This is a genomic window from Pseudomonas sp. FP1740 (genome assembly GCF_030687165.1).
Classification (GTDB): Bacteria; Pseudomonadota; Gammaproteobacteria; order Pseudomonadales; family Pseudomonadaceae; genus Aquipseudomonas.
In genome coordinates, this window is record NZ_CP117461.1 from 3,506,440 (window position 1) to 3,530,774 (window position 24,335).

Genomic DNA, 24,335 nt, shown 5'->3' on the forward strand with positions numbered 1-24,335 from the left:
GTTCCTCGTGCACGACGGTGCCGCTTGTACCCAAGCGCGCATGCGGTATATGGCATGGCGCTCATACCGGGCGGTCTGGGCGTTGCGTCGCGCCGTCCGACTGACTACCGGATTCGGGCGCATGGCCTGCGTGATCGTCGCGGTGCTGATGGCCGCAGCAGCCACCGTGCGCGTCATGCTCACCGCGATTGGCCTGTTCGTGACCGTCATGCCCACCGTGTCCACGATGCATGAACAGATGCATGAGCGGACAGGCCAGCAACAGCAGGAATGGCAAGTAGGGAATGACGTGGGCCCGGTGCTCGGTCAACAGGAAGTACCCGGCGATGGCAAGAAAGCCGAGGAAGAACCCGTTGACACGGCCGGCGCTGCGAAGGGGGGCGTCATGGCGTCTCATAACTGATTCCTCCTGTGGGGTTTGCGACGGGCCTCGGCCATGTCCTTATCGAATTGGCGGACGCCGCGAAAAAGTTGCACCCCGACCAAGACCGGGCATAGCAGGAATATCGCTGCTATGGCCAACGATTTGCCCGTCAGCCCCAACAGGTAAATCACCGTTGAAATACCCGCGATACTGACCAGAAGGCAGATAATCAAAACTTCGCGTTTCATGATGTGGCCTCCTGGCTTAAACCAACACGGGCACGTTTAAGCAGTGCGGAGTTGGCAACCACCGACAGGGAGCTGAGTGCCATGGCGGCGGCAGCGATGATGGGGTTAAGCACACCAAAGGCCGCGATTGGAATGCCGATACTGTTGTAGATGAATGCCCAGAACAGGTTTTGTTTAATCTTGACCATGGTTGCGCGCGACAGCTTGATCGCGGTCACCACGTCACGCACATCGTTCTTGAGCAGGATGATGCCGCCGGTTTCCTTGGCTACATCGGAACCCGAACCGATGGCGATGCCGATGTCTGCGGTGGCCAGGGCAGGCGCATCGTTGACGCCATCGCCAACCATGGCCACGACCTGCCCTTCGCTTTGCAATTGACGGATCACTGCGACCTTGTCGTTCGGTAAAACCTCGGCAATTACTCGCTCGATGCCCACCTGGCGTGCGACTGCTTCGGCAGTACGGTGGTTGTCACCGCTCAGCAGCACGACCTTGATGCCGCTGGCCAGCAACGCCGCAACGGCCTCGACCGCTTCAGGTTTAATGGTATCGGCCACAGCAATCACACCGAGCAAACGCTCATCGACTCCGACCAGCATGGCGGTCTTGCCATCGGCTTCCAGACGGATGAGGTGCTCCTCGGCAGCCTCGGTCGAAATGCCTTGGCGGGCGAATAAACGCCGGTTGCCCAGCCAGAGGGTGCGATTGTCGATTCTGCCTTCGATGCCGTGACCGGCGATCCCTTTGATGTCGCTCGCTTTCGGCAGGCTGATATCGCGATGCCGGGCGGCGCGCACAATCGCGGCACCAAGCGGATGTTCCGAACCGGACTCCACGGCGGCGGCGAGCATCAAAACCTCGTGTTCCGACGCTGCGCCTAGCGAAATCACATCGGTTACGTTGGGTTCGCCTCGGGTAATCGTGCCGGTTTTGTCGAACACCACCGTACTCAGTTTTTCTGCCCGCTCCAGCACTTCGCCGCCGCGAATAAGGATGCCGTTGTCGGCCCCCTTGCCAACACCGACCATTAACGCAGCGGGCGTCGCCACGCCCAGGGCGCAGGGACAGGAAATGATCAGCACCGCGATAAAGGCCAACAGCCCTTGCGGAAAACTCCCTGCAACAGACCAGCCGATCAGGGCCAGTATCGCGACTGTCACCACCGCCGGCACAAAGTAGCCCGTGACCTGATCGGCCAACCGCTGGATCTGTGCCGTGCTGGTCTGTGCTTCCTCAACCATCCTGATGATCTGCGCCAGTGCGGTATCGGCACCGATCCTGCTCGCCTTGAAAGTGAGCACCCCGCTGCCATTGAGCGTGCCTCCGATCACCGGGCTGCCCGGGTGTTTGTCGACCGGCATCGACTCACCGGTCAGCATGGACTCATCCACCGTAGACTGACCTTCACTGACATCGCCATCGGTGGGGATTTTCTCGCCAGGCTTGACCACCAGAAACTCCCCGGCCATGACGTTTTCAGCGGGCAAGTCGACCTCTTGTCCGTCACGAATCACATGCGCAATCGCAGGCTTGAGATCAAGTAAGCGCCGCACCGCCGCCGAGGACTTTTTCTTGATGATCTCCTCCATGTACCTGCCAAGCAGTACGAAGGCGATGATGACCGCCGACACCTCGAAATAGACGTCGCGCTCGGCCACCTTGACCGGCAGGACATCCGGGAAGAACAACACCGCGACACTGTAGAAATAGGCGACCGATGTGCCGAGGGCGATCAGAAAATCCATGTTGATGCTACGGGTGCGAATGGCATTCCACGCCCCCTTATAGAAACTCCAGCCGCCGATGAACTGCACCGGTGTTACCAGCAGGAATAGCCAGATACCCCACGTGAACCAAGGGAGTGCCGGGATCGGCACCCAAGTCAGCAAGGTGGCACCCGCGGCCAGCGCGATAAAGGCGCCCGCACGCAGCAGCGCCAAGGCCAATACACCGGTCAGGGCGATAGTCACGCGGGTTTTCATCGCCTTCAGTTCATGTTCTGGCGACTCGAAGATGCGCAGGCAACTATCGCTGCAAAAGTAATAGGTGCGCCCGCCACGCTCTCGTGACAACGCCATGGTCATATCAACCATCATCCCGCAGATCGGGTCTTTCGCCATTTTCCCTGATGCAAGCGCCTGCTGGTGCTGGCTGTGCTGCATGTGTGATTCGCTCATCACGGCCTCCTACTCGAAGCGGCTATCAAGGCCTGCCATGAAGCTTGGCGGACAGCCACGCAAACAAGGTACCGACCAACGCGCCCCATACACTCAAGACCAGCAGTGGTCCGACGAAAGTCGCCACACTGTAGTCTTGCGGAGCTTGAAGACGACTGAAGTCGAGTCCATGGAACAAGGCGCTGAGGAAAGCAATACCCTGCGCCGGCCATAGCGCATAGAGCAACGCGCAGATGGTGTAGGAAATGGCCATGGTCAGGGCCAGAGAAATGCCGGTTTTCCAGGGAGCGTTCATGGTTGTTTTCCTGAGCCTGGAGGGCTACCAGTAGGAGTGTTGGGGCTGTGGGGGGCTGACCAGGGCAGGAATGCCGGAGTCTGTTCACAGTAAGTTCGGTAGGCATCACCGAAGTGCGCAAGCATCTCCTGCTCTTCTCGCTTCGCTAGCCTGGCGTAGACCAACAGGAGAATTGGAAACATTGCCAGGGTGATCAATGTCGGCCATTGCAACAAAAAGCCAAACATGATCAGCACGAAGCCGACGTACTGCGGGTGACGGATCCGTGCATAGGGGCCGTCGAGCGCCAGTTGGCCAGTGCTTTGGGCCTTGTAGAGCACACGCCAGGCGGCCGCCAATAACCAGAAGCCGCCAGCGATCAGCAGGTTGCTGACAATGTGGAATGGACCCCAGTGTGGATTAACCTTCCACCCCATCATTATTTCGAGCAAATGCCCAGCGTCGTGCGAAAGGAAGTCGATGCCAGGGAAGTGACGAGTGAGCCAGGGCATCAACAGGTAGATCGTCAGCGGGAAACCGTACATTTCGGTAAACAGTGCCACCAGGAACGCCGAGAACATACCGAAGGAGCGCCAATCGCGGCTCGTCCTGGGCCGGGTGAAGCTGAAGGCAAACAGGATAAATACCAACGAGTTGATGATAACCAGCGACCAGAGACCATAGGCCGATGCTGTATGGTTCATGATGGGTGCTCCTCAACAACACACATCAGACGGGTGCTGGCTGCATTCACCCATCCACCAGAGCCATGTCATTTGCAGCAGCTCTACCGCACATTCACTTTTTCATCGGCATTTCCATCATGGACGACTGCTGCTCCATCATCTGCATCATCATGTCCATCATTCCTTTGCCTTCACTGTCCTTAGCTCCCATACAACCCATCGCACCCTGCTCCTTACTCATCATGGCCATGCTGTCCTGCATCGCTTTCATGCCTTCTTGCAAGGCGGACTGGCGCTCAGCCGGCGTTTCAGCCGCTACTGCTTTGTCATGTGCAGCCTGCATTTTCTGCATTTGCTCGGTCATGGCTTTGGTCATGGTCGTCGATGCCGGGGCGGTGCTCACGGTTGCGTCGGCTGGCGCGTCGGCCGGGTGATGCGCATCCTCGGCAGCGACCATGAATGCACGGCTGGCCAAGACGGCAGCCAGAACCCATTTCGAATGCACTTGCATGATGAACTCCTGAGATTGTGACGGGATAAGCAGGAATAACCGAGTCGCGAAAAAGCGACGCAGCAGGACAGAGCAACCAGTGCTCTGCCACTCTGAGGTAGGGGTTAATCGTTGAAACGGACGAAAGTAAGACGTACAGGGCTTTCGGGTGGCGCGGGACGTTTCAGTACAAGAGCGGCGAAGGAGGATTTTTGCTCAGGATCAAACACCATGATCAGGACTGCCGCCATTAGCAGTAACAGGGCAGCCCAGTGGACAGGATCCGCTGCTGGCATCTGCAATGCAGGTTTTATCGCCGTGGCAGTGTCCTCACAGTTTTGAAGGCAACCATTGGCGTGGAGCGCATGCCCCTCCACCAGATGCTGTTCGACATTGTGTGGCGCGGCCAAATTGTGAATCGGCTGTACCAGACACCCCTGGATTGCCATCACGGTCACAGCAACCACCCATACGGCGAGGATCAGGCGCAGTAGGCGTTGGCGATGCCGGCGGAACCAGGACATGAAGTACAACCTCGACTTGTTACGTCGTATTGATTTTCAGTCTAGCCAGCAAAGCGATGAAGAAGTTGATCAATATCAAATTAGTCGATGACTCAGTCAGGCCCGTCGCATCTGCAGCAAATCCGCCGCACAGGACGCAATTCGCCGACACGCTTCCGCCAGCTTCACCTGGTCCACCACCAGCCCGATGCGTATGTGCCCCGCCGCACTCGGCCCGAAGGCTTCGCCGGCCAGCACCGACACGCCATAACCTTCCAGCAGCCGCTCGGCAAAATCCTGGGCGCCGAGCCCGGTCTGGCGCACATCGAGCATCACAAACATCCCGCCATCGGGCTTGATCGGCCGGATACCGGGGCAACCGCTCAACCTCGCGCACACCAGATCGCGTCGCTGGCGATACTCCTCACGCATCAGCGCCACTTCCGGCAAATCCTTATCAAGTGCTGCTTGCGCGGCTTTCTGAACGAAATCCGGAATGCCGAACAGCATGCACAACGACAGATGCATCACATGATCGGCCAGTGGTTTCGGGCCGATCATCCAGCCTACCCGCCAGCCAGTCATGGCGTGGGATTTGGACAAGCTGTTAAGGGTCGCGGTGCGCTCGGCCATGCCCGGCAGGCTGGCCGGGCTGATGTGCTCGCCCTCATACAACAGGTCGCTATAGACCTCATCGCTGATCAGCCAGAGGTCATGTTGCACGCACAGCGCCGCCAGTTCCTGCCAGCTTTTCAAGGAAAGGCTGGCACCGGACGGATTGTTCGGACTGTTGAGCAGAATGACCCGGGTTTTAGCGGTGATCAGCGCCGCGACATCCGCCGGCTCGACCCGAAAGCCGTTCTCCGGGCGCACCGCCACCGGCACCACGCTCGCCCCGCAGGCGCCGAACACGCCTTCATAAGTGACGTACATCGGTTCGGCGATGATCACTTCATCACCCGGATCGAGCAGGCACTGGGCAACCGAATACACCGCGCATTGAGCGCCGGGCAGCACGATCACATGGTCGGCGTCCACCTCCTGGCCGCAGCGCTGCTGGTGACGGCTGGCGATGCTGCTGCGCAATGTACGGGTGCCGCGCACATCCGAGTAATGGGTGTCACCGGCCAACAGGCTGTCGATGGCCGCGTGGACGACCGGCAGCGGCGTGTCGAAGTCCGGGTCGCCGACCGACAGCAGCAGCACATCGACGCCCTGCTCGCGCAATTCCAGCGCTCGATCGTGAATCTTCCAGGCTGCCGCTCCATCACCGTCGATTCGTTGGGTCAAGGCTGAATAGCGCATGTACTTCTCCTAACGCGCGAGTTCCAGTTTCAACCCTATCTCAAATCACGAAACGCGCCACCATTGCGTTCAAATCTACCGCCAGTCGTGACAGTTCATGGGTGGCGGCGCTGGTCTGGTTGGCACCGGCGGCCGACTGGGTGGCCAGGTCGCGGATGTTCACCAGGTTGCGGTCGACTTCACGGGATACCTGGGCCTGTTCTTCCGAAGCGCTGGCGATCACCAGGTTGCGCTCATTGATCAGCTGAATCGATGAAGTGATCTGTTCCAAGGCAACACCTGCCGCACGGGCCATTTCCAGGGTGCTTTGGGTGCGCTGATTGCTTTGTTGCATCGACGAAACCGCTTCACCGGTGCCGTTCTGAATACCGGCCACCATTTTCTCGATTTCCTGGGTCGATTGCGCAGTGCGATGGGCCAGCGCCCGGACCTCGTCCGCCACCACCGCAAAGCCACGCCCGGCTTCCCCGGCACGGGCCGCTTCGATGGCAGCGTTGAGGGCCAGCAGGTTGGTCTGTTCGGCGATGGCGCGGATCACGTCCAGCACTTTGCCAATGTCGCGGCCCTGAGTGGCCAGGCCTTCGATCATCAGTGCAGTGTTTTGCACGTCGTGGGTCATGGTCTGGATCGCGTCGACGGTTTCCACTACTCGGTCACGACCTTCACGGGCGGCCTGGGTCGACTGGTTCGAGGCTTCGGACGTCGATACCGCGTTGCGTGCCACTTCTTCCACGGCGGCGGTCATTTCGTTGACGGCGGTGGCGGCTTGTTCGATCTCGTTGTTTTGTTGTTGCAGACCACGGGACGCCTCCTGGGTCACGGTGCTGAGCTCTTCGGCGGCGGCGCCCAGTTGCGTCGCAGAGCCGGCGATCTGTTCGATGGTCTTGCGCAGATTCGTCTGCATGGCGGCCAAGGCACCGAGCAAACGCGCCGGTTCATCGTTGCCGTCAACTTCGATGACCTTGCTCAGGTTGCCGCCAGCAATGGTTTCAGCCGCCAGTACCGCACGGTTCAACGGTGTGAGGATACTGCGGGTCAGCAGCCAGGCCAGTAGCACGGTCATCAGGGCAGCTATCACCGCCACCGTCACGATGCCGATAAAGGCTTCGCTGTAGTGTTCGCCCGCTTTGGCCGACGCGGCTTTGGCATCGGCGGTGTTGAACGCCACCAGTTTGTTCAGCTGCTCGCCCATCTGATCAGTACCTTCCTTGATCCGCGTGTTGATCAGGGTGCGCATCTCATCGAGCTTGTCCTGCCGCGACAGCTCCAGCATCTGGCTCTGGGCCTGCATGTAATTGTCGAGGGTTGCCGAGAAGGTTTTATACAGCGCCGCCTCTTCAGGGCCGGCCGGCAAGGCGGCATAACTGGCTTGGGCGCTGCGCACCTTGTCGACGAGCGCGCCGATGCGGGTCTGGGCTTCCTGCAACGCCGACGGGTCACGGTTAACCAATACGCGGAACGAAAGAATCCGCAGGCGCAGAACGTTTTCCGTCACATTGCCCAGAAACCCGATGCTGGGTAACTGCGTCATTTCCATATCGACAGAGGCTTGGCGAATGGTCGACATGCGGTTCACGGCAAACACACCCAGCACAATGACCAGCAGGGCAATGAAGGCGAAACCGAGGAAAGCTCGAGGCGCGATATTCAGATTACGCAGTGACATAGGATGATCTCGGTAATTGAGGCGGCGAGCATCCTTGCGGTGATCACTGGCAGGCGGGCGATGGCGCGCACCTTTCAGTTTGGCGCCACTGTTGTAATAGGTTTGTGTACGCCTATTGGCTGTATCGGCCGGGGTTTAGGATTTTTGCAGGGGGGCTGGAGAAATATTTTTCAAACGTGTAGCAGCTGCCGAGCCTGCGAGGCTGCGTTCGGCGGTGAAACCGTCGTGAAATCATGCGACGCGGTGTTTCAGGGAAACCTTGCTTGCAGGATCTACGACGGCTTCGCCGCCGAACGCAGCCTCGCAGGCTCGGCAGCTGCTACTGGGAATGGTGTCAGTTCTGGATTTTGCGGGCGGCCACTCGCCAAACCCGCGCGATATCACTGGCGCGCTCACGCAACAATCTCGGCGCCTCGGTGCAGGCCTGCTCCAGGGTCATCGGCCCGCTCGCCAATGCAAAAGCCGCATCAATGCCATGCTCGTACAGAGCCTGATACCCCTCGCCCAAGGTGCCGGCGATAACGATGACCGGCACACCGTGCTGGCGTGCAATGCGTGCCACGCCAAACGGGGTTTTGCCGCGCAACGTCTGGGCATCGAAACGGCCTTCGCCGGTGATCACCAGGTCGGCGCCGTCGACCGCTTCGGCCAGCCCCACCAGTTCGGCGACCACTTCCACACCGGCCTGGAATTGCGCGCCGAGAAACGCCTTCGCGGCAAACCCCAGACCGCCCGCCGCGCCGCTGCCTGGTTCATCGCGCACGTCTTTGTCCAGGGCTTGCGCGCAGAGCTCGGCAAAGTGCCCGAGAGCAAGGTCCAGTTGCTGGACTTGCTCGGGCGACGCACCTTTCTGCGGGCCGAAAATCGCTGACGCCCCCTGAGGGCCGCACAGTGGATTATTGACGTCGGCGGCGATGTCGAAACGCACCGCGGCCAGACGCGGGTCGATGTCGCTCAGATCGAGACGGGCCAGTTGCGCCAGCGCCAGACCACCCGGCGCCAGGGTTTGGCCCTGGACATCCAGCAGCTTCACCCCCAAGGCCTGCATCGCCCCGGCGCCGCCGTCGTTGGTGGCGCTGCCGCCAATCGCCAGAATCACTCGTTGCGCCCCGGCATCGAGCGCAGCGCGGATCACTTCGCCGGTGCCGAAGGTGCTGCTGGTACAGGCATCGCGCAGGTTCGGCGGCACCAGTTGCAGGCCACTGGCCTCGGCCATTTCGATGAGCGCGGTATGACTCTGCGGCAACCAGCCCCAGGCCGCATCGACCGTGGCGCCCAACGGCCCGCGAACACGGGTGCGGCGCAGTTCGCCGTCGCACGCGGCCAGAATCGACTCGACCGTACCTTCGCCACCATCAGCCATCGGGCACTTGAGCAATTGTGCATCTGGCCAAACCTCCGCCAACCCCAGCGCAATGGCCTCGGCCACACCCTGGGCACTCAGGCTATCCTTGAACGAATCGGGGGCAATGACGATTTTCATGCGAATTCTCCAGTTCCAATGCGTCTATGCTGCCAGCAGGGCTGAACAATAACGCCGGTCCGCTGCACAAGCGGCCATGTGGATTATTGTTCATTTCCACAAAACCCTTGTCCGCACTGTTCGTCGTAGCAGCTGCCGAGCCTGCGAGCCTGCGAGGCTGCGTTCGGCGGCGAAGCCGTCGTGAAATCATGCGGCGCGGTGTGTCAGGTAAGCCGTATTTATAGAATTTACGACGACTGCGTCGCCGAACGCAGCCTCGCAGGCTCGGCAGCTGCTACGGAGCGGTGGTCGGCAGCTCGGTTTGTGGCAGGAGCTGGACGCCAAGGTACAGTGCGAGCATTCCGTCGAGCTTCAGCGGGTCGACGCCGCTGAGTTCGGCGATTCGCTCCATGCGGTAGCGCAAACTGTTGCGGTGGATGCCCAGGGCGTCGGCGCAGGCCTGGCTCTGGCCGTCGTGTTCGCACCAACTGCGCAACGTCGCCAGCAGTTGGCCGTTGCCATCCTTGGCGATGACTTTGCGCAGCGGCCTCAGCAGTTCATCCAGCGCATCGTCGTCGCGGTGCCGCCAGAGCATCACCGGCAGCCGATAACGGTTCAGGATCAACAAGCGCGAATGCGGCAACACATCGCGCCCGTAGGCCAGCAAATCGCCGACCCGCCGATAGCAGCGGCGCAACCCCGACAAGCCGTCGGCCTGCCCGCCCACGGCGATGCGCAAAATGTTCCAGCCCAGGCCATCGAGCTTTTCCAGCAATCGTTCGTTCTCGACCGCAGGCGTCGCCGGGCGACACCAGAGCAAGGAAGATTTGGCCGAGCTCACGCACCAACTGTCCGGATAGCGCGACATCAACCAGGCGCTGAGCGCTTCGACGGTCTGGCTCGGGCCGTGTTCGATGCCCAACTCGAACAGATACGGCACCCGCGTCAGCTGTGGCTTGAGCCCCAGTTGCTGCGCTTCATCCAGCAACCGTGGCGAATCCCCCGCTTCGCTCAGCAGCAGCGCCAGCAGATCGTCGCACCGCTGGCGCCGCCATTGCTGCTCGGCCTGCTGATTGCGCTGGCCCACCAGCATCTCGGCGGTCATGCGCACCAGTTCGGCGTAGGTGCGCAATTGCTCCGGTTCGCCGGTGATGCCCAGCACACCAATCAAACGCTGATCGAGCAACAGCGGCAGATTAATGCCCGGCTGCACGCCTTTGAGATGGATCGCCGTTTGCGCGTCGATCTCCACCACCCGCCCGTTGGCCAGCACCAGTTGCGCGCCTTCGTGACGGGTGTTGATGCGCTCCGGCTCGCCGCTGCCAAGAATCAGCCCCTGACTGTCCATGACATTGACGTTGTACGGCAGGATGGCCATCGCCCGGTCGACGATGTCCTGGGCCAGGTCGTGATCGAGTTCGAACATAGCGCGGATCCTTGAAAACGTGATGGGACGGGTTGTTCACCCGCACAGGCCAGGGTCGCAAACCCTGTGCTCAGGCACAAAGACAACCACCCAAGGGGTGGCCGAGACTCACCGGGCGACCAACGTTACCCTTGCGTCGCAAAAAATCATAATAAAGAGAGAGCCCGCCATGTCACAGAGCGCCACCGCTACCCTGGCCAACGCTGACGACAAGAACGCCGTCTACAAACGCATTACCTTGCGTTTGATCCCCTTCATCTTCATCTGCTACCTGTTCAACTACCTCGACCGGGTGAACGTCGGGTTTGCCAAACTGCAGATGCTCGACGCGCTGAAATTCAGCGAAACCGTGTACGGCCTCGGTGCCGGGATTTTCTTTATCGGCTACGTGCTGTGCGGCGTGCCGAGCAACCTGGCCCTGACCAAGTTCGGCCCACGACGCTGGATCGCGTTGATGATGATGACTTGGGGCACGCTCTCGACGTGCCTGCTGTTCGTCTCCACCCCGACCGAGTTCTACACCCTGCGCCTGTTCACCGGCGCCGCCGAAGCCGGGTTCTTCCCGGGCGTGGTGCTTTACCTCTCGCAGTGGTTCCCGACGTTCCGCCGTGGTCGCATCATGGCGCTGTTCATGTCGGCGATCCCGGTGTCGGGCCTGCTGGGCAGCCCGTTTTCCGGCTGGATTCTCAACCACTTCGGCGCGGGCCAGGCCGGTTTGGCCGGCTGGCAGTGGATGTTCCTGCTGCAAGGCATCCCGACCGTGATCCTCGGCGCCCTCGCCTATTTCCTGCTCAGCGACAGTTACGCCAATGCCAAGTGGCTGACCCCGTACGAGCGTTCCGTGCTTGAAGCCGACCACGCAGAAGACCTGGCCAGTAAACCGAAAACCACCACCGACTCCTTGCGGGCAGTGTTCAAGAACCCGGCGATCTGGGCCTTTGGTTTGATCTACTTCTGCATCCAGAGCGGTGTTTACGCGATCAACTTCTGGCTGCCGTCGATCATCAAGAACCTCGGTTTCAGCGACAACCTGGTGATTGGCTGGTTGAGCGCGATTCCGTACTTGCTGGCGGCGGTGTTCATGTTGATGGTGGGCCGCTCGGCGGACCTGCGCAAAGAACGTCGCTGGCACCTGGTGGTGCCGATGCTGATGGGCGCGGTGGGTCTGTTGATCGCCGTGAACTTCGCGACCACCCCGGCCATTGCGATCCTCGGCCTGACCCTCGCCACCATGGGCGCCCTCACCGGCTTGCCGATGTTCTGGCCGGTGCCGACGGCGATGCTCAGCGCCGGCGCGGCGGCCGGTGGCTTGGCGTTGATCAACTCCATGGGGCAGATGGCGGGTTTCCTTAGCCCGTATCTGGTGGGTTGGGTCAAAGACAGCACCGGGTCGACCGATGCGGCGTTGTACCTGCTGGCGGGTGTGATTGTGTGTGGGAGTTTGCTGGCGTTGCGCATGACGCGGACCTTGCGGGTTTAAGATTCAGCAAAAAAACGGCCCGTTCGGGCCGTTCTTCATTTCATGGATACACCACTGCTTTCGTGGCGAGGGGGCTTGCCCCCGTTGGGTTGCGAAGCGACCCTAAAACCTGTAACCACGGTGTATCAGAGAAATCGCATACACCGGATTGACGACTGCTGCGCAGCCGAACGGGGGCAAGCCCCCTCGCCACAACAAGCCCCCCCTCGCCACAATGGATCACTCAGTTCTGAGGATCGAGGTTATCCAGCACCCGGTTGACGGCCAGTTCCCCAAGCATGACCACCGATTGAATCCCCAGCATCATGTTGCGATGCGGCATGTCCATCAGCCCGGCGAACTCGCTGAGCATCATGCTCGCCGATGCCAGGGACTCGCAGGCGTTGACCAGCAGGGTTTCGTTATCGACCTTCTCACCGACATGGTAAATGGTGCTGGGTTTGCGCTTGGTGGCTTTGGGGGTGGGTGGTTTGAGGTAATGATCGAGGGCGCGCTCGGCGGCTTCGTTGAGTTTTTTGGAATCGGGGGTTTCGTAGGGGGAAACGTCGTCGGTTTCCGGAGGATTTGGTGTTGGTTTGAACATAGATGAAACTCCTAAAGCGCTTAAAAGGAGCCATCACCCTCGCTACCAAACGATGGGTGGAGGCCATACGCAGGTTGGTAGACCGGGCTCTAGGAAAACGGCGCATCCGAAGATGCCCTGCGCATGACCGCCATAAAGACGAGACGAAAAGGCTCGGCAAAAGGCAGTGCTTTGCAACTAGAGACCCGGGCTACCAAACCCGATCGCTGTTTTTCAGCGACAAGGAAACGATACAGCCCGGGCTCAAGGCGCACTAGCCGGCGGATTCTGGCGCAGTCGTAGGCAGCGGCGCAAGAATATGTAGCCTCAGTGAGTATCTGGAAATGTCTTTTAAACATCCCCTTAAACACCCACCAGACTTCCTGCTTTGGCATCCAGCTCAATCACCAACCCACCCGGCATCTGCACGAAAATCTGCCAGATCCCGTCTTCCGGCACCTGCGCCACCTGATACGGCAAACCGCTGGCCTGCACCCGTCGCAACACCGTCGCGGCCTCCTCATCGGTGCGAAAGGCAATGTGGCTCAACGCCGTTTCATCGAACGTCGGCTGTTCGATCACATGCACCAGCGCCTGCGCATCCTGATACAACCAGCGTCCAGGGAACGGGAATGGCGGGCGGCGTCCCGGCGCCAATCCCAACAACGAACCGAAGGCCTCCTGCAACGGTTGCCCGTCGGGGGTGTTGAAGGCCAGATGATCAAAGTGCCAACTCATAGCAACCCTCCTCCGTCGACGTCGATGACGGTGCCGCTGATAAAGTCGTTTTCCATGGCCAGAATAAACGCTGCCGCCAGATCTTGCGGGGTGCCGACCCGGCCCACCGGCAATGCGGCGGCGGTACGGGCAAACATCGCGGCGCGTTGCGTTTCGTCCATGCCGGCGTAAGCCTCGGTGTCGGTCACGCCGGGGCTTATGACGTTGACCCGGCGCGGTGCCAGTTCCTTGGCCAGTTGCTTGCCCAAGGCCTCCAGCGCCGCATTCAAGGTGGTTTTGATGAACTGCCCGGCGACGAACTTGCGTGACAACAGACCCGAGGTCAGCGTGATGCTGCCACGTGCGCTCAAGTATGGCAGCGCGACCTGGATCGCCCGCAGCGTGCCCCAGAATTTGACATCGAAGGCCTGTTGGGCGTGCTGCAAATCGCTGTCGGCCAGCGGTTTGGCACTCACACTCGGACCGGCCGTGATCACCAGATGATCGAAAGGGCCGATGCGTTCGAACAGCTGTCGCAACGACATTTCATCGGTGACGTCCGCCGCTTCGTGTCGGATGTTTGCATCAAGGTCAGCCGCTGGCTGGCGGCGACTCACCGCCACCACACGGGCTTCACGCTCGGCTGCGGCCCGGACGACGGCGGCGCCTATTCCGCTGCTGCCACCGATCACCACGACGGTCTGATGGTGCAAGCAAGCGTTGAGTTGTGTCATGAGCTGATCTCCGGTCGAGTTAGGGAGATTCAATCTTCTCCGGTTGCCAATCGAAGAAAAATCCCGGTAAATCAGAAGGATCTTTAAAGGATTTTTACCAATGAGCTCGATTCTCGATCTGGAGATCTTCGTTCGCACCGCCGACTCCGGCAGCATTTCCGCCGCCGCCCGCGCCCTGGAGCTGACCCCGGCGGCGGCCAGCATCGCCCTCAAACGCCTGGAAACCCGCCTCGGCATTCGCTTGCTGGCCCGTTCCACGCGAAGCATGCGCCTGACCGAAGAAGGCCGGCGCTACCTGGATAGCGTGCGCCTGGCACTGGCCGCGCTGGCCGAAGGTGAGCAGGCGCTCAAGCAACAAACCCAAGGCTTGAGTGGTGTGCTGCAACTGGCCGCGCCATCGGACTTCGGGCGCAACGTGCTGTTGCCGTGGCTCGACGACTTCAAACGCGAACATCCGCACATCCAATTTCAGCTACTGCTCAACGATCGCCATGCCGATCTGTTCCGCGAGACGGTCGATGTGGCTCTGCGCTTCGGTGTGCCGAGTGACTCGACGTTGGTGGCGCTGTCGATTCTGCCGCAGCATCGCCGCGTGGCCTGCGCCAGCCCCGAGTATCTGGCCCGGTGCGGCGTGCCGTTAACCCCGGCGGAACTGAGCGAACACAGCGCCCTGCTCTACCTGCGCGATGGCCGGCCCTACAACCAATGGCGTTTCAGCCGTGGCGATGAAGTGATGGAGGTTAAGGTGCGCGGCGACTACCTCAGCGACGACGGCGAAGTTGCCCGCCGCTGGGCCTTGGCCGGGCATGGCATCGCCTACAAGGCTTGGCTCGACGTCGCCGCCGATGTGCAGGCCGGGCGCCTGGTGACGCTGTTCGATGACTGGCAAGGCGAAAGCGTGCCGTTCAATTTGCTGTGCCCGCATCGGGTGCAGGTGTCGGAACGGGTCAAAGTGCTGCAAGCGTTTTTGCAGGAGCGTTGTGAGGCACTGCGTCGATAATTCAGATTGCTCCGCGCTGCGGTTCTTGGTATTTGATTGAGGCTTTCTCACCGGTAAAAGGATTTCATCATGAGCTATCGCACGCTGGGTCATTCGGGTTTACAGGTGTCGACCCTCACATTGGGCACCATGATGTTCGGCGAACAGACCAGCACCGAAGATTCCCTGCGGATCATCGGCAAGGCCTGGGACCAGGGCATCAACTTCATCGACACCGCGGACGTGTACACCAATGGCCGCTCCGAAGAGATCGTCGGCGAAGCGATCGCCAGCCACCGCCACGAATGGGTGCTCGCCACCAAGGTCGGCTTCGGTCCAGTGGACGGTGTGCCGAACCGTACCGGCCTGAGCCGCAAGCACTTGTTCAATGGCATCGACGCCAGCCTGACGCGGTTGGGCACCGATTATCTGGACATCTATTACCTGCACCGCGAAGACCACAACACGCCGCTGGAAGTCACGGTGTCGGCCATCGGCGATCTGATTCGTCAAGGCAAGATCCGCTACTGGGGGCTGTCGAACTACCGTGGCTGGCGTATCGCCGAAGTCATTCGTTTGGCCGACAAACTCGGCGTCGACAGGCCGGTGATCAGCCAGCCGCTGTACAACATTGTCAACCGTCAGGCGGAAACCGAGCAGATCACCGCCGCGCAAAACTATGGCCTCGGTGTGGTGCCATACAGTCCGCTGGCGCGCGGTGTGCTCAGCGGCAAGTACGCGCCGGATGTGACACCGGACGCCAACAGCCGCGCCGGTCGCCAGGACAAACGCATCCTGGAAACCGAATGGCGGGTTGAGTCTTTACGCATTGCCCAGCAGATCCAGCAATACACCCGGGACCGTGGCGTGGGCATCGTCGAGTTCGCCATCGCCTGGGTGCTGAACAACAGCGCCGTCACCTCGGCCATCGTCGGCCCGCGCACCGAAGAACAGTGGGACGGGTACACCAAGGCGCAAGCGGTGAAAATCACGGCGGAAGATGAAGCCTTTATCGATTCGCTGGTGACACCGGGGCATGCGTCGACACCAGGGTTCAATGATGTGAGCCATTTTGTGCCGGGACGCAAACCGCGTTCGGCTTGAGGTTTATCAAGGGCAAGCTCGCTCTCACAGGTTCTGTGTCGATCTGCTGACTATGTTTCGACGAAGTGACTTGTGGGAGCTGACTTGCCTGCGATAGCGATTCAACATCCACCGCGATGTTGAAAATATCGATCACTTGGCCAATATTCAGCACAAAAACCACGTATCCTGCGCGCCCCGTTTGACCTTCAACCCGCGAGGACAGTTTGTCTAAAGGTATCGCTCTATCGGTCACAGCCTCGATGCTGTTTGCCGTCATGTATTACTACACCTCACTGCTCTCCCCCTTGAGTGGCGTGGAGATTTTCGGTTGGCGGATGTTGCTGACCGCGCCATGCATGACCGTGTTCATGGTAGTGTCCGGCGAATGGAAACGCGTGGTCGAGATTCTTCGGCGGCTGGCCGCCAAGCCGAAGTTGCTCATCGCCCTGATCGGCTCGTCAGTGCTGCTGGGCCTGCAACTCTGGTTGTTCATGTGGGCGCCACTTAACGGCTATAGCCTTGACGTGTCGCTGGGGTATTTCCTGTTGCCGCTGTCCATGGTCCTGACCGGGCGAATCGTCTATGGCGAGCGCCTTTCCTACCTGCAGAAAATAGCCGTGTTCTTCGCCAGCCTCGGCGTGCTCAACGAGTTGTATCAGGTCGGCGGTTTTTCCTGGGCGACTTTGCTGGTGGTAATCGGCTATCCAATCTATTTCATCCTGCGCAAACGCCTGGCCACGGACAACCTTGGGGGGCTCTGGATGGACATGGCGTTGATGCTGCCGGTGGCGTTCTGGTTCGTGCAGGGAGGTGAACAAGGTTTTGGCGTGTTCGATCAACATCCGTGGCTGTCGCTGTTGATTCCCCTGCTCGGGGTGATCAGCGCTTCGGCGCTGGTGGTCTACATCATTGCCAGCCGGCTGCTGCCGTTCAGCCTGTTCGGGTTGTTGAGTTACGTCGAGCCCGTGCTGTTGCTGGGCGTTGCGTTGCTGTTGGGGGAAAGCATCAAGGCCGGCGAATGGCTGACTTACATTCCGATCTGGCTGGCGGTGGTGGCGTTGGTGTTTGAAGGGTTCAAGCATCTGGTCCGGCAACGACGCCGGCCAATGTAATTGCATGATTCAAAAAAAAGCCCGGCCAGCATTGCTGCTGACCGGGCTTTTTCACATCAGGAACGGCTTAATCGGTGGAGAGCACACCGCGACGAACCTGGTCACGCTCGATGGATTCGAACAGAGCCTTGAAGTTGCCTTCGCCGAAACCATCGTCGCCTTTACGCTGGATGAACTCGAAGAACACCGGCCCCATCAGGGTTTCCGAGAAAATCTGCAGCAGCAGACGCTTGTCGCCAGGCTCGGACGAACCGTCCAGCAAGATGCCCCGTGCTTGCAGTTGATCGACCGGCTCGCCGTGGTTCGGCAAACGGCCTTCGAGCATTTCGTAGTAGGTGTCCGGCGGCGGCGTCATGAAGCGCATGCCGATTTTCTTCAGGCGGTCCCAGGTATCGATCAGGTTATCGGTGAGGAACGCCACATGCTGGATGCCCTCGCCGTTGAACTGCATCAGGAACTCTTCGATCTGCCCGGCGCCCTTGGACGACTCTTCGTTCAGCGGGATGCGGATCATGCCGTCCGGCGCGGTCATCGCTTTGGATGTCAGGCCGGTGTATTCGCCTTTGATGTCGAAGTAACGGATTTCGCGGAAGTTGAACAGCTTCTCGTAGAAGTTGGCCCAGTAGGCCATGCGACCGCGATACACGTTGTGGGTCAGGTGGTCGATGATCTTCAGACCTGCGCCGACCGGGTTGCGGTCCACACCTTCGATGAATACGAAGTCGATGTCGTAGATCGAGCTGCCTTCACCAAAACGATCGATCAGGTACAGCGGCGCACCGCCGATGCCTTTGATCGCCGGCAGGTGCAGTTCCATCGGGCCGGTTTCGATGTGGATCGGCTGGGCGCCGAGTTCCAGGGCACGCTTGTAGGCTTTTTGCGAATCCTTGACCCGGAACGCCATGCCGCACACCGACGGGCCGTGCTCGGCCGCGAAGTACGAGGCCACGCTGTGGGGTTCGTTGTTGAGGATCAGGTTGATCGAGCCCTGGCGATACAGATGCACGTCTTTGGAACGGTGGGTCGCGACCTTGGTGAAGCCCATGATCTCGAAGATCGGCTCCAGGGTGTTCGGGGTCGGTGATGCGAATTCGATAAACTCAAAGCCCATCAGGCCCATTGGGTTTTCGTATAAATCTGCCATTTTGGCGCCTCATCATGCTTTTAGAATTAACGGATCGTTAGTTGCTAGCAATGCTGAGACCGGCGGGTGGCGCGCAGGAGATGCCCCTCACGCTGCGGGCGAGGAAGTCACCGTAGATCAATTGGAACCCAAATATCTTCATTGTCGACCCAAGGCTCTTGCGGGCGAGGCTTCTGCTGCCAGAAGACGATTATTCTTATATGCGTAACCGGATTCTACACAGCGTAAATCAGTTTGTCCGCCTTCTTATACAATCCCCTTTTTCGTGGCCCACGCAAGCGGTTTGTTGCACAGGAAAATCCCCATCAGGATCAGCCCGCCGCCCAGGCACATCGCCAGTGTCAGCTGCTCGCCCAGCAACAACGCGCCGAGAAGAACAGCAGTCAACGGGTTCAAGGCGATAAACACACCCGAGCGCGTCGCGCCGATTTTGCGGATGCCGTCGTAATAACCAATGTAGGCCAATGCCGAACCCAGCACGCCCAGGTACATCAGGCTCAACCATTGTTGTGCGCCGAGCCCGGTGAGCGCCGCGACACTCAGCTCGCCCCGCACGGCACTGGTCACCCAGAGCATCAGCGTGCCGAGCAAAATCGAGTACGTCACCGTCTGCACCGGCCCCAGTGTTTGATTCAGGCCTTTGGAGAACAGCGAATAAATGCCCCAGCCGAGCACGCAACCGAAGATCAACAGATCGCCGATCCAGGCTTCGGCATTGCCGTCCAGCAACTGCGGATTGCGGCTGACGATCACCAGGCTGGCGCCAGCAATGCAGATCACGATACCGACCACTTTCGCCCGACTCAGCCGCTCCTTGAACAGCAGCCACGAAGCCAGGCCGATCACCGCTGGATTCAACGCTACGATCAATGATGCCCGAGACGCGTTGATGTAATGCAGCCCGTAAAAGAAGCACAGGTTGTAGAAGAAAATCCCGAAGAATCCCAACAGCGCCAATTGCAACCATTGCCTGGGGCTGGGTCGCACCAGGGGCACCCGCGCCAGCAGCAGGAACAACAGCAACGCCACGCTCGCCAGCAGGAACCGCAAACTCGCAGCGAATAACGGACTGAGGCTGTCGACCAGAAACCGCCCGGCGACGAACGTCCCGCCCCAGATCATGGTGACCGCCGCCAGTTTCAGATAAACCGGCACATCCGAAGAGTTCGCAAGGGTCTGTTCACACGTAGTCATAAGTCTCCACCGCCAGCAATCGGGCATGTGGCGTATCATTCGACTAATGAACGATCATCGTAAAATGAGTAAAAACTCATGACCCTCACTCAACTCGAGATTTTCTCGCTGGTGGCCGAATTGCGCGGCTTCACGGCGGCCGCCCATCGTTTGGAGATTTCCCAGTCTGCGGTCTCCCACGCACTCAAGTCGCTGGAACAGGAGTTGGGTGTCGAGCTGCTGCGCCGGCATCAGTCCCAGGTCGAGTTGAGTGACATCGGCCAGCAACTATTAATGCGGGCTCGCGCGATGCTCGGGCTGGCCAACACCTTGCGCCAGGAAGCAGCCGATGCCCGCGGCATGAAACGCGGCACGCTGCGCATCGGCTCGTTCGGCCCGACCTCATCGATCAAGCTGTTGCCGAGGATCTTGCAGCACTACCGCGCCTCGCATCCGGGCATCGAGGTTCATATCGATGAAGGGCCGGATCGCCAGGTGATCCAGTGGCTGGAAGAACGGCGTATCGATATTGGTTTCGTGGTGTTACCCCAGGAACGTTTTGACACGATTGCACTGATCGAAGACCAGATGGTCGCGCTGCTGCCTGCCGACCATGTACTGGCCGGTCGCGGCAGCTTGCGCCTGAACGACTTGTGCCACGACCCTTTTGTGCTGACCGAAGCCGGGTCTTCGGAGCTGGTGTCGCGCCTGTTCAATGCAGCGCGGTTGACGCCGAACATTCGCTATCGTTGCTCGCAGTTGCTCAGCACATTGGACGTCGTAGGCCGTGGCGATGCCTTGACTGTCGTCGCCGAAAGCTCACTGCCTGACGACAACGACAGCCGCTACGTGAAAAAACCGCTGTCGCCCCCCATCAGCCGCCAAGTCGGTCTGGCGGTGCTCGATCAGCGTCAGTCATCCCCCGCGACGCTGGCCTTTATTAAACTGGCCTCAAGATTGATTAAAGGTTGAGCGGCATAAGGGCCGATAGCCAACTATCATGGCTGAACTCTTTTGGGAGGCATGTCGACCTGCCAACCTTTGAGAGCCCTCTTTTATCGCGATGGATTTGCGAATGCCACTGAACGTCAAAAGTCGCCGCAAGCGTGGCACCCGGATCACTGTGACTGTTTTGAGCGGATTGCTCCCGGTGTTGCTGGGAGTCGCCATTCTCTATCTGCAGGCTGAACGTACCCTCAAGCAGAGTACTGAACTGACTGGCGAAGAATCCATTCGCCAGTTCGAACTGATGCTCGACAACACCGCCCAAGCGGCGCAGGAGCTCCTGCCGCTGGCTGGCAAAAACTGCAATGACGTCAAACTGGCCTTGCGCGAACAAGTTACGCGCCGGCCCTTCGTGCGCTCGACCAACCTGGTGTGGGACGACAACCTCTATTGCAGTTCGTTGTTCGGTGAATATCAGGAAAAGGTCAATCCCGGCGACTACACCCAAGGCCAGTTATGGCTCATGAACGGCAACCCCGTCACGCCCAATACCGCGCTGTTGGTGTATCGGCTCAGCGAAGGAAATAAAGGGGCATTGACCACGCTGAACGGTTATCACCTGAGCAACGAGTTGCGCCTGATCGGCCGCAAGACATTACTGCTGCTACAAGTCGGTCCCAACTGGTTGTCTGCCGACGGCAAAGTTCACGAGGACGCCCTGCCCGCCTTGCCGGTAGCACAAAGTACGCTGACGTCCTCGCGTTATGCCTTTACGGTGGCCGCTGGTTTCCCCGAAGGAGAAACCTGGCGTTACATGCGTAGTGAATACCCGCCACTGTTCAGTCTGTTAATATTCTTCGGCGTGGTGTCAGGTTCGATCGGGCATGTGCTGCAGAAGCGCTCGATGTCGCCCAGCCGTGAAATGCAGCGGGCGCTGGAGGCAGCAGAATTCATTCCTTACTTTCAGCCCGTGGTGCATGGCGACAATAAGCTGTGGTCCGGCACCGAAGTATTGATGCACTGGAAACATCCCAGGGAAGGCCTGGTGCGTCCGGATCTGTTCATCCCGTTTGCCGAACATTCCGGTCTGATCGTGCCGATGACCCGCTCGCTGATGCAACAGACCGCCACATTGCTGGCGCCCTTGTCGGCATCGTTCGACGGGCCGTTCCACATTGGCATCAACATCACCGCCAGTCATTGCCGGGACCTGGAACTGGTCGAAGACTGCCGTGAATTCCTCAGCGCTTTTGCACCGGGCAGTGTCCACCTGGTGCTGGAGTTGACCGAGCGCGAACTGGTCGAACCGACAGCCATCACTCTGCAGTTGTTCGAACAGCTTCGCGCGCTGGGCGTGATGATCGCCATCGACGACTTCGGCACCGGCCATTCAAGCCTCGGTTACTTGCGTCAGTTCAATGTGGACTTCCTGAAAATCGACCAGAGCTTTGTCGCCATGATCGGTGTCGACGCCCTCTCCCGGCACATTCTGGACAGCATCATCGAACTCTCGGCCAAACTCGATCTGGGTATCGTCGCCGAAGGTGTGGAAACAGAGGAGCAAAGTGACTATCTGACCGCCCATGGCGTGAACTTTCTGCAAGGTTATCTGTTCGGTCGACCGATGCCCGGAGCAGAATTCATTAGTGCATTAAGTGATCATTAACTAGCTACGTTAAGCGCCGAGATCATGATGATGCGCACCAGATTGAATCAAAAGACTACTCTTGTTAAATGAAGAAAAAGTCAGGATTTACTCTTGGCCATTTAACTACTACAATTTTTCATACCTGTGCAAAATCGGCAGGCGTGCCATTATCACCGAGTCGCTTCAAGGCTCTTGGCTTATAGCTTTGTTTGCGGTTGGTTTCAGCCAAACACACTATTGGAGTAAAGATATTGTCCAGACTCGCTGAATTCCGTGCAGCTGAAAAGGCCCTTCAAGAACAGCTCAAGCAGTTGGAATCGCTGAAGAACGATGCCGGGCTCAAGAAAGAAATCGAATTCGAAGAAAAGCTCCAGGGGCTGATGAAAACCTACGGCAAGAGCCTGCGCGACATCATCGCCATCCTCGACCCGCACCCGGCGAAATCCGGCCTGCAGCAGGCAACTGCCCCTAAAACCCGCCGCGCTCGCGTGGTGAAGGTTTATCAGAACCCGCACACCGGTGAACTGATTGAAACCAAGGGCGGCAACCACCGCGGCCTGAAAGCCTGGAAGGAACAATACGGTGCAGCCACCGTTGACTCCTGGCTGCGTGCCTAAGCGCTCACGGTAATAAAAAAAGCCCTGCCAATGCAGGGCTTTTTCATGGATGCCGTCTAAAATGCGACGATAGTCGCCGATCAACTCGCTATAGCCTGACTAACTTTGTGCTTAATCCGTTTGGCTATCTAAAAACCCGGGCCATGCTCAAAAACGTGGGTACAGAAACCTTAAACTAAAGTTTCAAGCTGTTTCGAGCTGCCTCTATGTCGCCCTGACTTGCCTTATAAACCTCAGCCTGCCCCGCGTAGGAAAGAACATAGGCTTTATCACCGTCCACTGCGGCGACCAATGTTTGAGACAACACATGTCGACCGTTCTGGGTAATGGTGCAGGTAGTTTCCAGCGCCGATAACCGGCTCAAGGCAGTCGGATGAATTTTGTTGCAGACGCTCTGATAGCCGCCCTGAAAAAAGTCCTTCTGCACGGACTTGCGCATTTCCAGTAACACACCTTCCAGATTCACCTGATGACCGCTTTCCACTTGAGTCATGGTCAACTCCATCACCATTACCGGTGTCCCGTCCTGGTCGTTTTTTACCGCGCGCTGCCGGGAAACCTGAGGCTTGGCCTCGTCTTGCGGAACGGTCTCGACAGTCCATCCATTGGGCCAGGTCACGACCGGAGCTTCTGCATCAGCACGGGTAACACCTGAAAGCAGACACATCAGGACGAACATCAATTGACAGGGTCGGATCATTGTAATGAACACTCACAGATTGAGCCGCGAAGTCTGAGCTTCACCCGCCCGGCAGGCAAGCCTGCGGTTTTGGTTTGGCGATGCCAGGGCCCTTGCGTATCATTGTGAGCATTCTTGGAATTTCCGGAGGGCCCATGAGCCTGCACGAACTCAATACATTTCCTGGTGTGACCGCCCAACCTGACACCGCCACCCAGAAGTTCGTCTTCAACCACACCATGCTGCGGGTCAAGGACATCACCCGGTCGCTGGATTTCTACACTCGCGTCCTGGGTTTCTCGCTGGTGGAAAAGCGTGATTTCCCGGAAGCCGAGTTCAGCCTGTACTTCCTGGCGCTGGTCGATAAAAACCAGATCCCGGCCGATGCTGCTGCCCGCACCGAGTGGATGAAGTCGATCCCCGGCATTCTCGAACTGACCCACAACCACGGCACCGAGAACGACGCGGATTTCGCCTATCACAACGGCAACACCGACCCGCGCGGCTTCGGCCATATCTGCATCTCGGTGCCAGACATCCGTGCCGCGTGCGAACGTTTTGAAGCGTTGGGCTGCGATTTCCAGAAACGCCTGAACGACGGTCGCATGAAGAGCCTGGCGTTCATCAAGGACCCGGATGGTTACTGGGTCGAAATCATTCAGCCAGCACCGTTGTAAATCAAAAGATCGCAGCCTTGATCGTTCCCACGCTCTGCGTGGTAACGCCTCCTGTGACGCTCTGCGTCACGCTTTTGGGACGCGGAGCGTCCCGGGCTGCATTCCCACGCAGAGCGTGGGAACGATCAGTGCAAGACACAAAAAACCCCGTGATCGCTCATGGGGTTTTGTGTTTTCA

Annotated in this window: 25 protein-coding genes; 8 read left to right on the forward strand and 17 right to left on the reverse strand. The window is 59.2% G+C overall.

What is annotated here, in order from left to right; all coding sequences use genetic code 11:
• Nucleotides 1-61 precede the first annotated feature (61 nt).
• The 11 genes from PSH69_RS15755 to PSH69_RS15805 form a co-directional block, all read right to left on the reverse strand.
• Nucleotides 62-397, reverse strand: a complete 336-nt coding sequence (locus tag PSH69_RS15755; protein ID WP_305408997.1) for a DUF2933 domain-containing protein — start codon at nt 395-397, stop codon at nt 62-64.
• Entirely contained in the window at nt 394-612 is a 219-nt protein-coding gene (locus tag PSH69_RS15760) for a hypothetical protein (RefSeq protein ID WP_305408998.1), read from the reverse strand. The genes PSH69_RS15755 and PSH69_RS15760 overlap by 4 nt, the downstream gene beginning before the upstream one ends.
• Nucleotides 609-2,792, reverse strand: a complete 2,184-nt coding sequence (locus PSH69_RS15765) for a heavy metal translocating P-type ATPase (protein WP_305408999.1) — start codon at nt 2,790-2,792, stop codon at nt 609-611. The genes PSH69_RS15760 and PSH69_RS15765 overlap by 4 nt, the downstream gene beginning before the upstream one ends.
• Nucleotides 2,793-2,817: 25 nt before the next feature.
• Nucleotides 2,818-3,087 (reverse strand): DUF5676 family membrane protein, encoded by a 270-nt coding sequence (locus tag PSH69_RS15770; RefSeq protein ID WP_018929095.1) that lies wholly within the window; start codon nt 3,085-3,087, stop codon nt 2,818-2,820.
• Entirely contained in the window at nt 3,084-3,770 is a 687-nt protein-coding gene (locus PSH69_RS15775; protein ID WP_305409000.1) for an isoprenylcysteine carboxylmethyltransferase family protein, read from the reverse strand. The genes PSH69_RS15770 and PSH69_RS15775 overlap by 4 nt, the downstream gene beginning before the upstream one ends.
• Before the next feature lie 94 nt (nt 3,771-3,864).
• The gene (locus PSH69_RS15780; RefSeq protein ID WP_305409001.1) at nt 3,865-4,263 is read right to left on the reverse strand and encodes a hypothetical protein; all 399 of its coding nucleotides are present in this window, start codon (nt 4,261-4,263) and stop codon (nt 3,865-3,867) included.
• 104 nt (nt 4,264-4,367) lie between these two features.
• A complete protein-coding gene (locus PSH69_RS15785; RefSeq protein ID WP_305409002.1) occupies nt 4,368-4,766 on the reverse strand; it encodes a hypothetical protein in 399 nt (132 codons plus the stop codon).
• 96 nt (nt 4,767-4,862) lie between these two features.
• Nucleotides 4,863-6,050 carry a pyridoxal phosphate-dependent aminotransferase gene (locus tag PSH69_RS15790; RefSeq protein WP_018929091.1) on the reverse strand — a complete coding sequence of 396 codons (1,188 nt, stop codon included), beginning with the start codon at nt 6,048-6,050 and terminating at the stop codon, nt 4,863-4,865.
• A 40-nt stretch (nt 6,051-6,090) separates the two neighbouring features.
• Nucleotides 6,091-7,716: a methyl-accepting chemotaxis protein gene (locus tag PSH69_RS15795; protein WP_305409003.1), complete on the reverse strand. Its 1,626-nt coding sequence runs from the start codon at nt 7,714-7,716 to the stop codon at nt 6,091-6,093.
• A gap of 334 nt (nt 7,717-8,050) precedes the next feature.
• Nucleotides 8,051-9,199, reverse strand: coding sequence for a glycerate kinase (locus tag PSH69_RS15800; RefSeq protein WP_305409004.1), 1,149 nt, complete (start codon nt 9,197-9,199; stop codon nt 8,051-8,053).
• A gap of 274 nt (nt 9,200-9,473) precedes the next feature.
• On the reverse strand, nt 9,474-10,604 hold the full coding sequence (locus PSH69_RS15805) for a sugar diacid recognition domain-containing protein (protein ID WP_305409005.1): 1,131 nt from the start codon (nt 10,602-10,604) through the stop codon (nt 9,474-9,476).
• A 169-nt stretch (nt 10,605-10,773) separates the two neighbouring features.
• On the opposite strand from PSH69_RS15805, the gene PSH69_RS15810 reads away from it, so the two are divergent.
• Nucleotides 10,774-12,084, forward strand: a complete 1,311-nt coding sequence (locus PSH69_RS15810; RefSeq protein ID WP_096480260.1) for an MFS transporter — start codon at nt 10,774-10,776, stop codon at nt 12,082-12,084.
• 223 nt (nt 12,085-12,307) lie between these two features.
• On the opposite strand, the gene PSH69_RS15815 is transcribed toward PSH69_RS15810, so the two are convergent.
• The 3 genes from PSH69_RS15815 to PSH69_RS15825 form a co-directional block, all read right to left on the reverse strand.
• Complete coding sequence (locus PSH69_RS15815) at nt 12,308-12,667, reverse strand: DUF6124 family protein (protein WP_305409006.1); 360 nt, start codon at nt 12,665-12,667, stop codon at nt 12,308-12,310.
• Between the two features lie 342 nt (nt 12,668-13,009).
• A complete protein-coding gene (locus PSH69_RS15820; RefSeq protein WP_192350443.1) occupies nt 13,010-13,384 on the reverse strand; it encodes a hypothetical protein in 375 nt (124 codons plus the stop codon).
• Nucleotides 13,381-14,097, reverse strand: a complete 717-nt coding sequence (locus PSH69_RS15825) for an SDR family oxidoreductase (RefSeq protein WP_305409007.1) — start codon at nt 14,095-14,097, stop codon at nt 13,381-13,383. The genes PSH69_RS15820 and PSH69_RS15825 overlap by 4 nt, the downstream gene beginning before the upstream one ends.
• 100 nt (nt 14,098-14,197) lie before the next feature.
• Between PSH69_RS15825 and PSH69_RS15830 the strand changes: the two genes are divergently transcribed.
• The 3 genes from PSH69_RS15830 to rarD all read left to right on the forward strand — a co-directional run bounded on the left by PSH69_RS15830 (nt 14,198) and on the right by rarD (nt 17,274).
• Nucleotides 14,198-15,097, forward strand: a complete 900-nt coding sequence (locus PSH69_RS15830; protein WP_305409008.1) for a LysR family transcriptional regulator — start codon at nt 14,198-14,200, stop codon at nt 15,095-15,097.
• A gap of 69 nt (nt 15,098-15,166) precedes the next feature.
• Complete coding sequence (locus tag PSH69_RS15835) at nt 15,167-16,180, forward strand: aldo/keto reductase (protein WP_305409009.1); 1,014 nt, start codon at nt 15,167-15,169, stop codon at nt 16,178-16,180.
• 206 nt (nt 16,181-16,386) lie between these two features.
• Nucleotides 16,387-17,274: an EamA family transporter RarD gene (gene rarD, locus PSH69_RS15840; protein WP_305409010.1), complete on the forward strand. Its 888-nt coding sequence runs from the start codon at nt 16,387-16,389 to the stop codon at nt 17,272-17,274.
• Between the two features lie 67 nt (nt 17,275-17,341).
• Here the strand turns inward: rarD and hppD are convergent, their stop codons facing one another.
• Both hppD and PSH69_RS15850 read right to left on the reverse strand, forming a co-directional pair.
• The gene (gene hppD, locus PSH69_RS15845; protein ID WP_007935668.1) at nt 17,342-18,418 is read right to left on the reverse strand and encodes a 4-hydroxyphenylpyruvate dioxygenase; all 1,077 of its coding nucleotides are present in this window, start codon (nt 18,416-18,418) and stop codon (nt 17,342-17,344) included.
• Nucleotides 18,419-18,664: 246 nt separating this feature from the next.
• Nucleotides 18,665-19,612, reverse strand: a complete 948-nt coding sequence (locus PSH69_RS15850; protein ID WP_305409011.1) for a DMT family transporter — start codon at nt 19,610-19,612, stop codon at nt 18,665-18,667.
• Between the two features lie 78 nt (nt 19,613-19,690).
• Between PSH69_RS15850 and PSH69_RS15855 the strand changes: the two genes are divergently transcribed.
• The 3 genes from PSH69_RS15855 to PSH69_RS15865 all read left to right on the forward strand — a co-directional run bounded on the left by PSH69_RS15855 (nt 19,691) and on the right by PSH69_RS15865 (nt 22,801).
• A complete protein-coding gene (locus tag PSH69_RS15855) occupies nt 19,691-20,563 on the forward strand; it encodes a LysR family transcriptional regulator (RefSeq protein WP_305409012.1) in 873 nt (290 codons plus the stop codon).
• A 103-nt stretch (nt 20,564-20,666) separates the two neighbouring features.
• The gene (locus PSH69_RS15860; protein WP_305409013.1) at nt 20,667-22,202 is read left to right on the forward strand and encodes an EAL domain-containing protein; all 1,536 of its coding nucleotides are present in this window, start codon (nt 20,667-20,669) and stop codon (nt 22,200-22,202) included.
• A 233-nt stretch (nt 22,203-22,435) separates the two neighbouring features.
• Nucleotides 22,436-22,801 (forward strand): histone-like nucleoid-structuring protein, MvaT/MvaU family, encoded by a 366-nt coding sequence (locus PSH69_RS15865; protein ID WP_007935661.1) that lies wholly within the window; start codon nt 22,436-22,438, stop codon nt 22,799-22,801.
• A 175-nt stretch (nt 22,802-22,976) separates the two neighbouring features.
• Here PSH69_RS15865 and PSH69_RS15870 read toward each other — a convergent pair whose 3' ends face one another.
• Nucleotides 22,977-23,501, reverse strand: coding sequence for a DUF4946 domain-containing protein (locus tag PSH69_RS15870; protein WP_026286641.1), 525 nt, complete (start codon nt 23,499-23,501; stop codon nt 22,977-22,979).
• Nucleotides 23,502-23,635: 134 nt separating this feature from the next.
• Here PSH69_RS15870 and gloA point away from each other — a divergent pair, with 134 nt between their 5' ends.
• Nucleotides 23,636-24,157 (forward strand): lactoylglutathione lyase, encoded by a 522-nt coding sequence (gene gloA / locus PSH69_RS15875; RefSeq protein ID WP_007935657.1) that lies wholly within the window; start codon nt 23,636-23,638, stop codon nt 24,155-24,157.
• The last annotated feature ends 178 nt before the right edge of the window (nt 24,158-24,335 follow it).

Excerpts from the sequence above, each read along its gene's own strand:
- PSH69_RS15755 (WP_305408997.1), bottom strand. The coding sequence starts at position 397 with ATGAGACGCCATGACGCCCCCCTTCGCAGCGCCGGCCGTGTCAACGGG.
- PSH69_RS15835 (WP_305409009.1), top strand. The coding sequence starts at position 15,167 with ATGAGCTATCGCACGCTGGGTCATTCGGGTTTACAGGTGTCGACCCTC.
- PSH69_RS15765 (WP_305408999.1), bottom strand. The coding sequence starts at position 2,792 with ATGAGCGAATCACACATGCAGCACAGCCAGCACCAGCAGGCGCTTGCA.
- hppD (WP_007935668.1), bottom strand. The coding sequence starts at position 18,418 with ATGGCAGATTTATACGAAAACCCAATGGGCCTGATGGGCTTTGAGTTT.
- PSH69_RS15800 (WP_305409004.1), bottom strand. The coding sequence starts at position 9,199 with ATGAAAATCGTCATTGCCCCCGATTCGTTCAAGGATAGCCTGAGTGCC.
- PSH69_RS15785 (WP_305409002.1), bottom strand. The coding sequence starts at position 4,766 with ATGTCCTGGTTCCGCCGGCATCGCCAACGCCTACTGCGCCTGATCCTC.
- PSH69_RS15870 (WP_026286641.1), bottom strand. The coding sequence starts at position 23,501 with ATGATCCGACCCTGTCAATTGATGTTCGTCCTGATGTGTCTGCTTTCA.
- PSH69_RS15830 (WP_305409008.1), top strand. The coding sequence starts at position 14,198 with ATGAGCTCGATTCTCGATCTGGAGATCTTCGTTCGCACCGCCGACTCC.
- PSH69_RS15790 (WP_018929091.1), bottom strand. The coding sequence starts at position 6,050 with ATGCGCTATTCAGCCTTGACCCAACGAATCGACGGTGATGGAGCGGCA.
- PSH69_RS15770 (WP_018929095.1), bottom strand. The coding sequence starts at position 3,087 with ATGAACGCTCCCTGGAAAACCGGCATTTCTCTGGCCCTGACCATGGCC.
- PSH69_RS15820 (WP_192350443.1), bottom strand. The coding sequence starts at position 13,384 with ATGAGTTGGCACTTTGATCATCTGGCCTTCAACACCCCCGACGGGCAA.
- gloA (WP_007935657.1), top strand. The coding sequence starts at position 23,636 with ATGAGCCTGCACGAACTCAATACATTTCCTGGTGTGACCGCCCAACCT.
- PSH69_RS15825 (WP_305409007.1), bottom strand. The coding sequence starts at position 14,097 with ATGACACAACTCAACGCTTGCTTGCACCATCAGACCGTCGTGGTGATC.
- PSH69_RS15855 (WP_305409012.1), top strand. The coding sequence starts at position 19,691 with ATGACCCTCACTCAACTCGAGATTTTCTCGCTGGTGGCCGAATTGCGC.
- PSH69_RS15780 (WP_305409001.1), bottom strand. The coding sequence starts at position 4,263 with ATGCAAGTGCATTCGAAATGGGTTCTGGCTGCCGTCTTGGCCAGCCGT.
- PSH69_RS15810 (WP_096480260.1), top strand. The coding sequence starts at position 10,774 with ATGTCACAGAGCGCCACCGCTACCCTGGCCAACGCTGACGACAAGAAC.
- PSH69_RS15860 (WP_305409013.1), top strand. The coding sequence starts at position 20,667 with ATGCCACTGAACGTCAAAAGTCGCCGCAAGCGTGGCACCCGGATCACT.
- PSH69_RS15760 (WP_305408998.1), bottom strand. The coding sequence starts at position 612 with ATGAAACGCGAAGTTTTGATTATCTGCCTTCTGGTCAGTATCGCGGGT.
- PSH69_RS15775 (WP_305409000.1), bottom strand. The coding sequence starts at position 3,770 with ATGAACCATACAGCATCGGCCTATGGTCTCTGGTCGCTGGTTATCATC.
- PSH69_RS15805 (WP_305409005.1), bottom strand. The coding sequence starts at position 10,604 with ATGTTCGAACTCGATCACGACCTGGCCCAGGACATCGTCGACCGGGCG.
- PSH69_RS15795 (WP_305409003.1), bottom strand. The coding sequence starts at position 7,716 with ATGTCACTGCGTAATCTGAATATCGCGCCTCGAGCTTTCCTCGGTTTC.
- PSH69_RS15815 (WP_305409006.1), bottom strand. The coding sequence starts at position 12,667 with ATGTTCAAACCAACACCAAATCCTCCGGAAACCGACGACGTTTCCCCC.
- PSH69_RS15850 (WP_305409011.1), bottom strand. The coding sequence starts at position 19,612 with ATGACTACGTGTGAACAGACCCTTGCGAACTCTTCGGATGTGCCGGTT.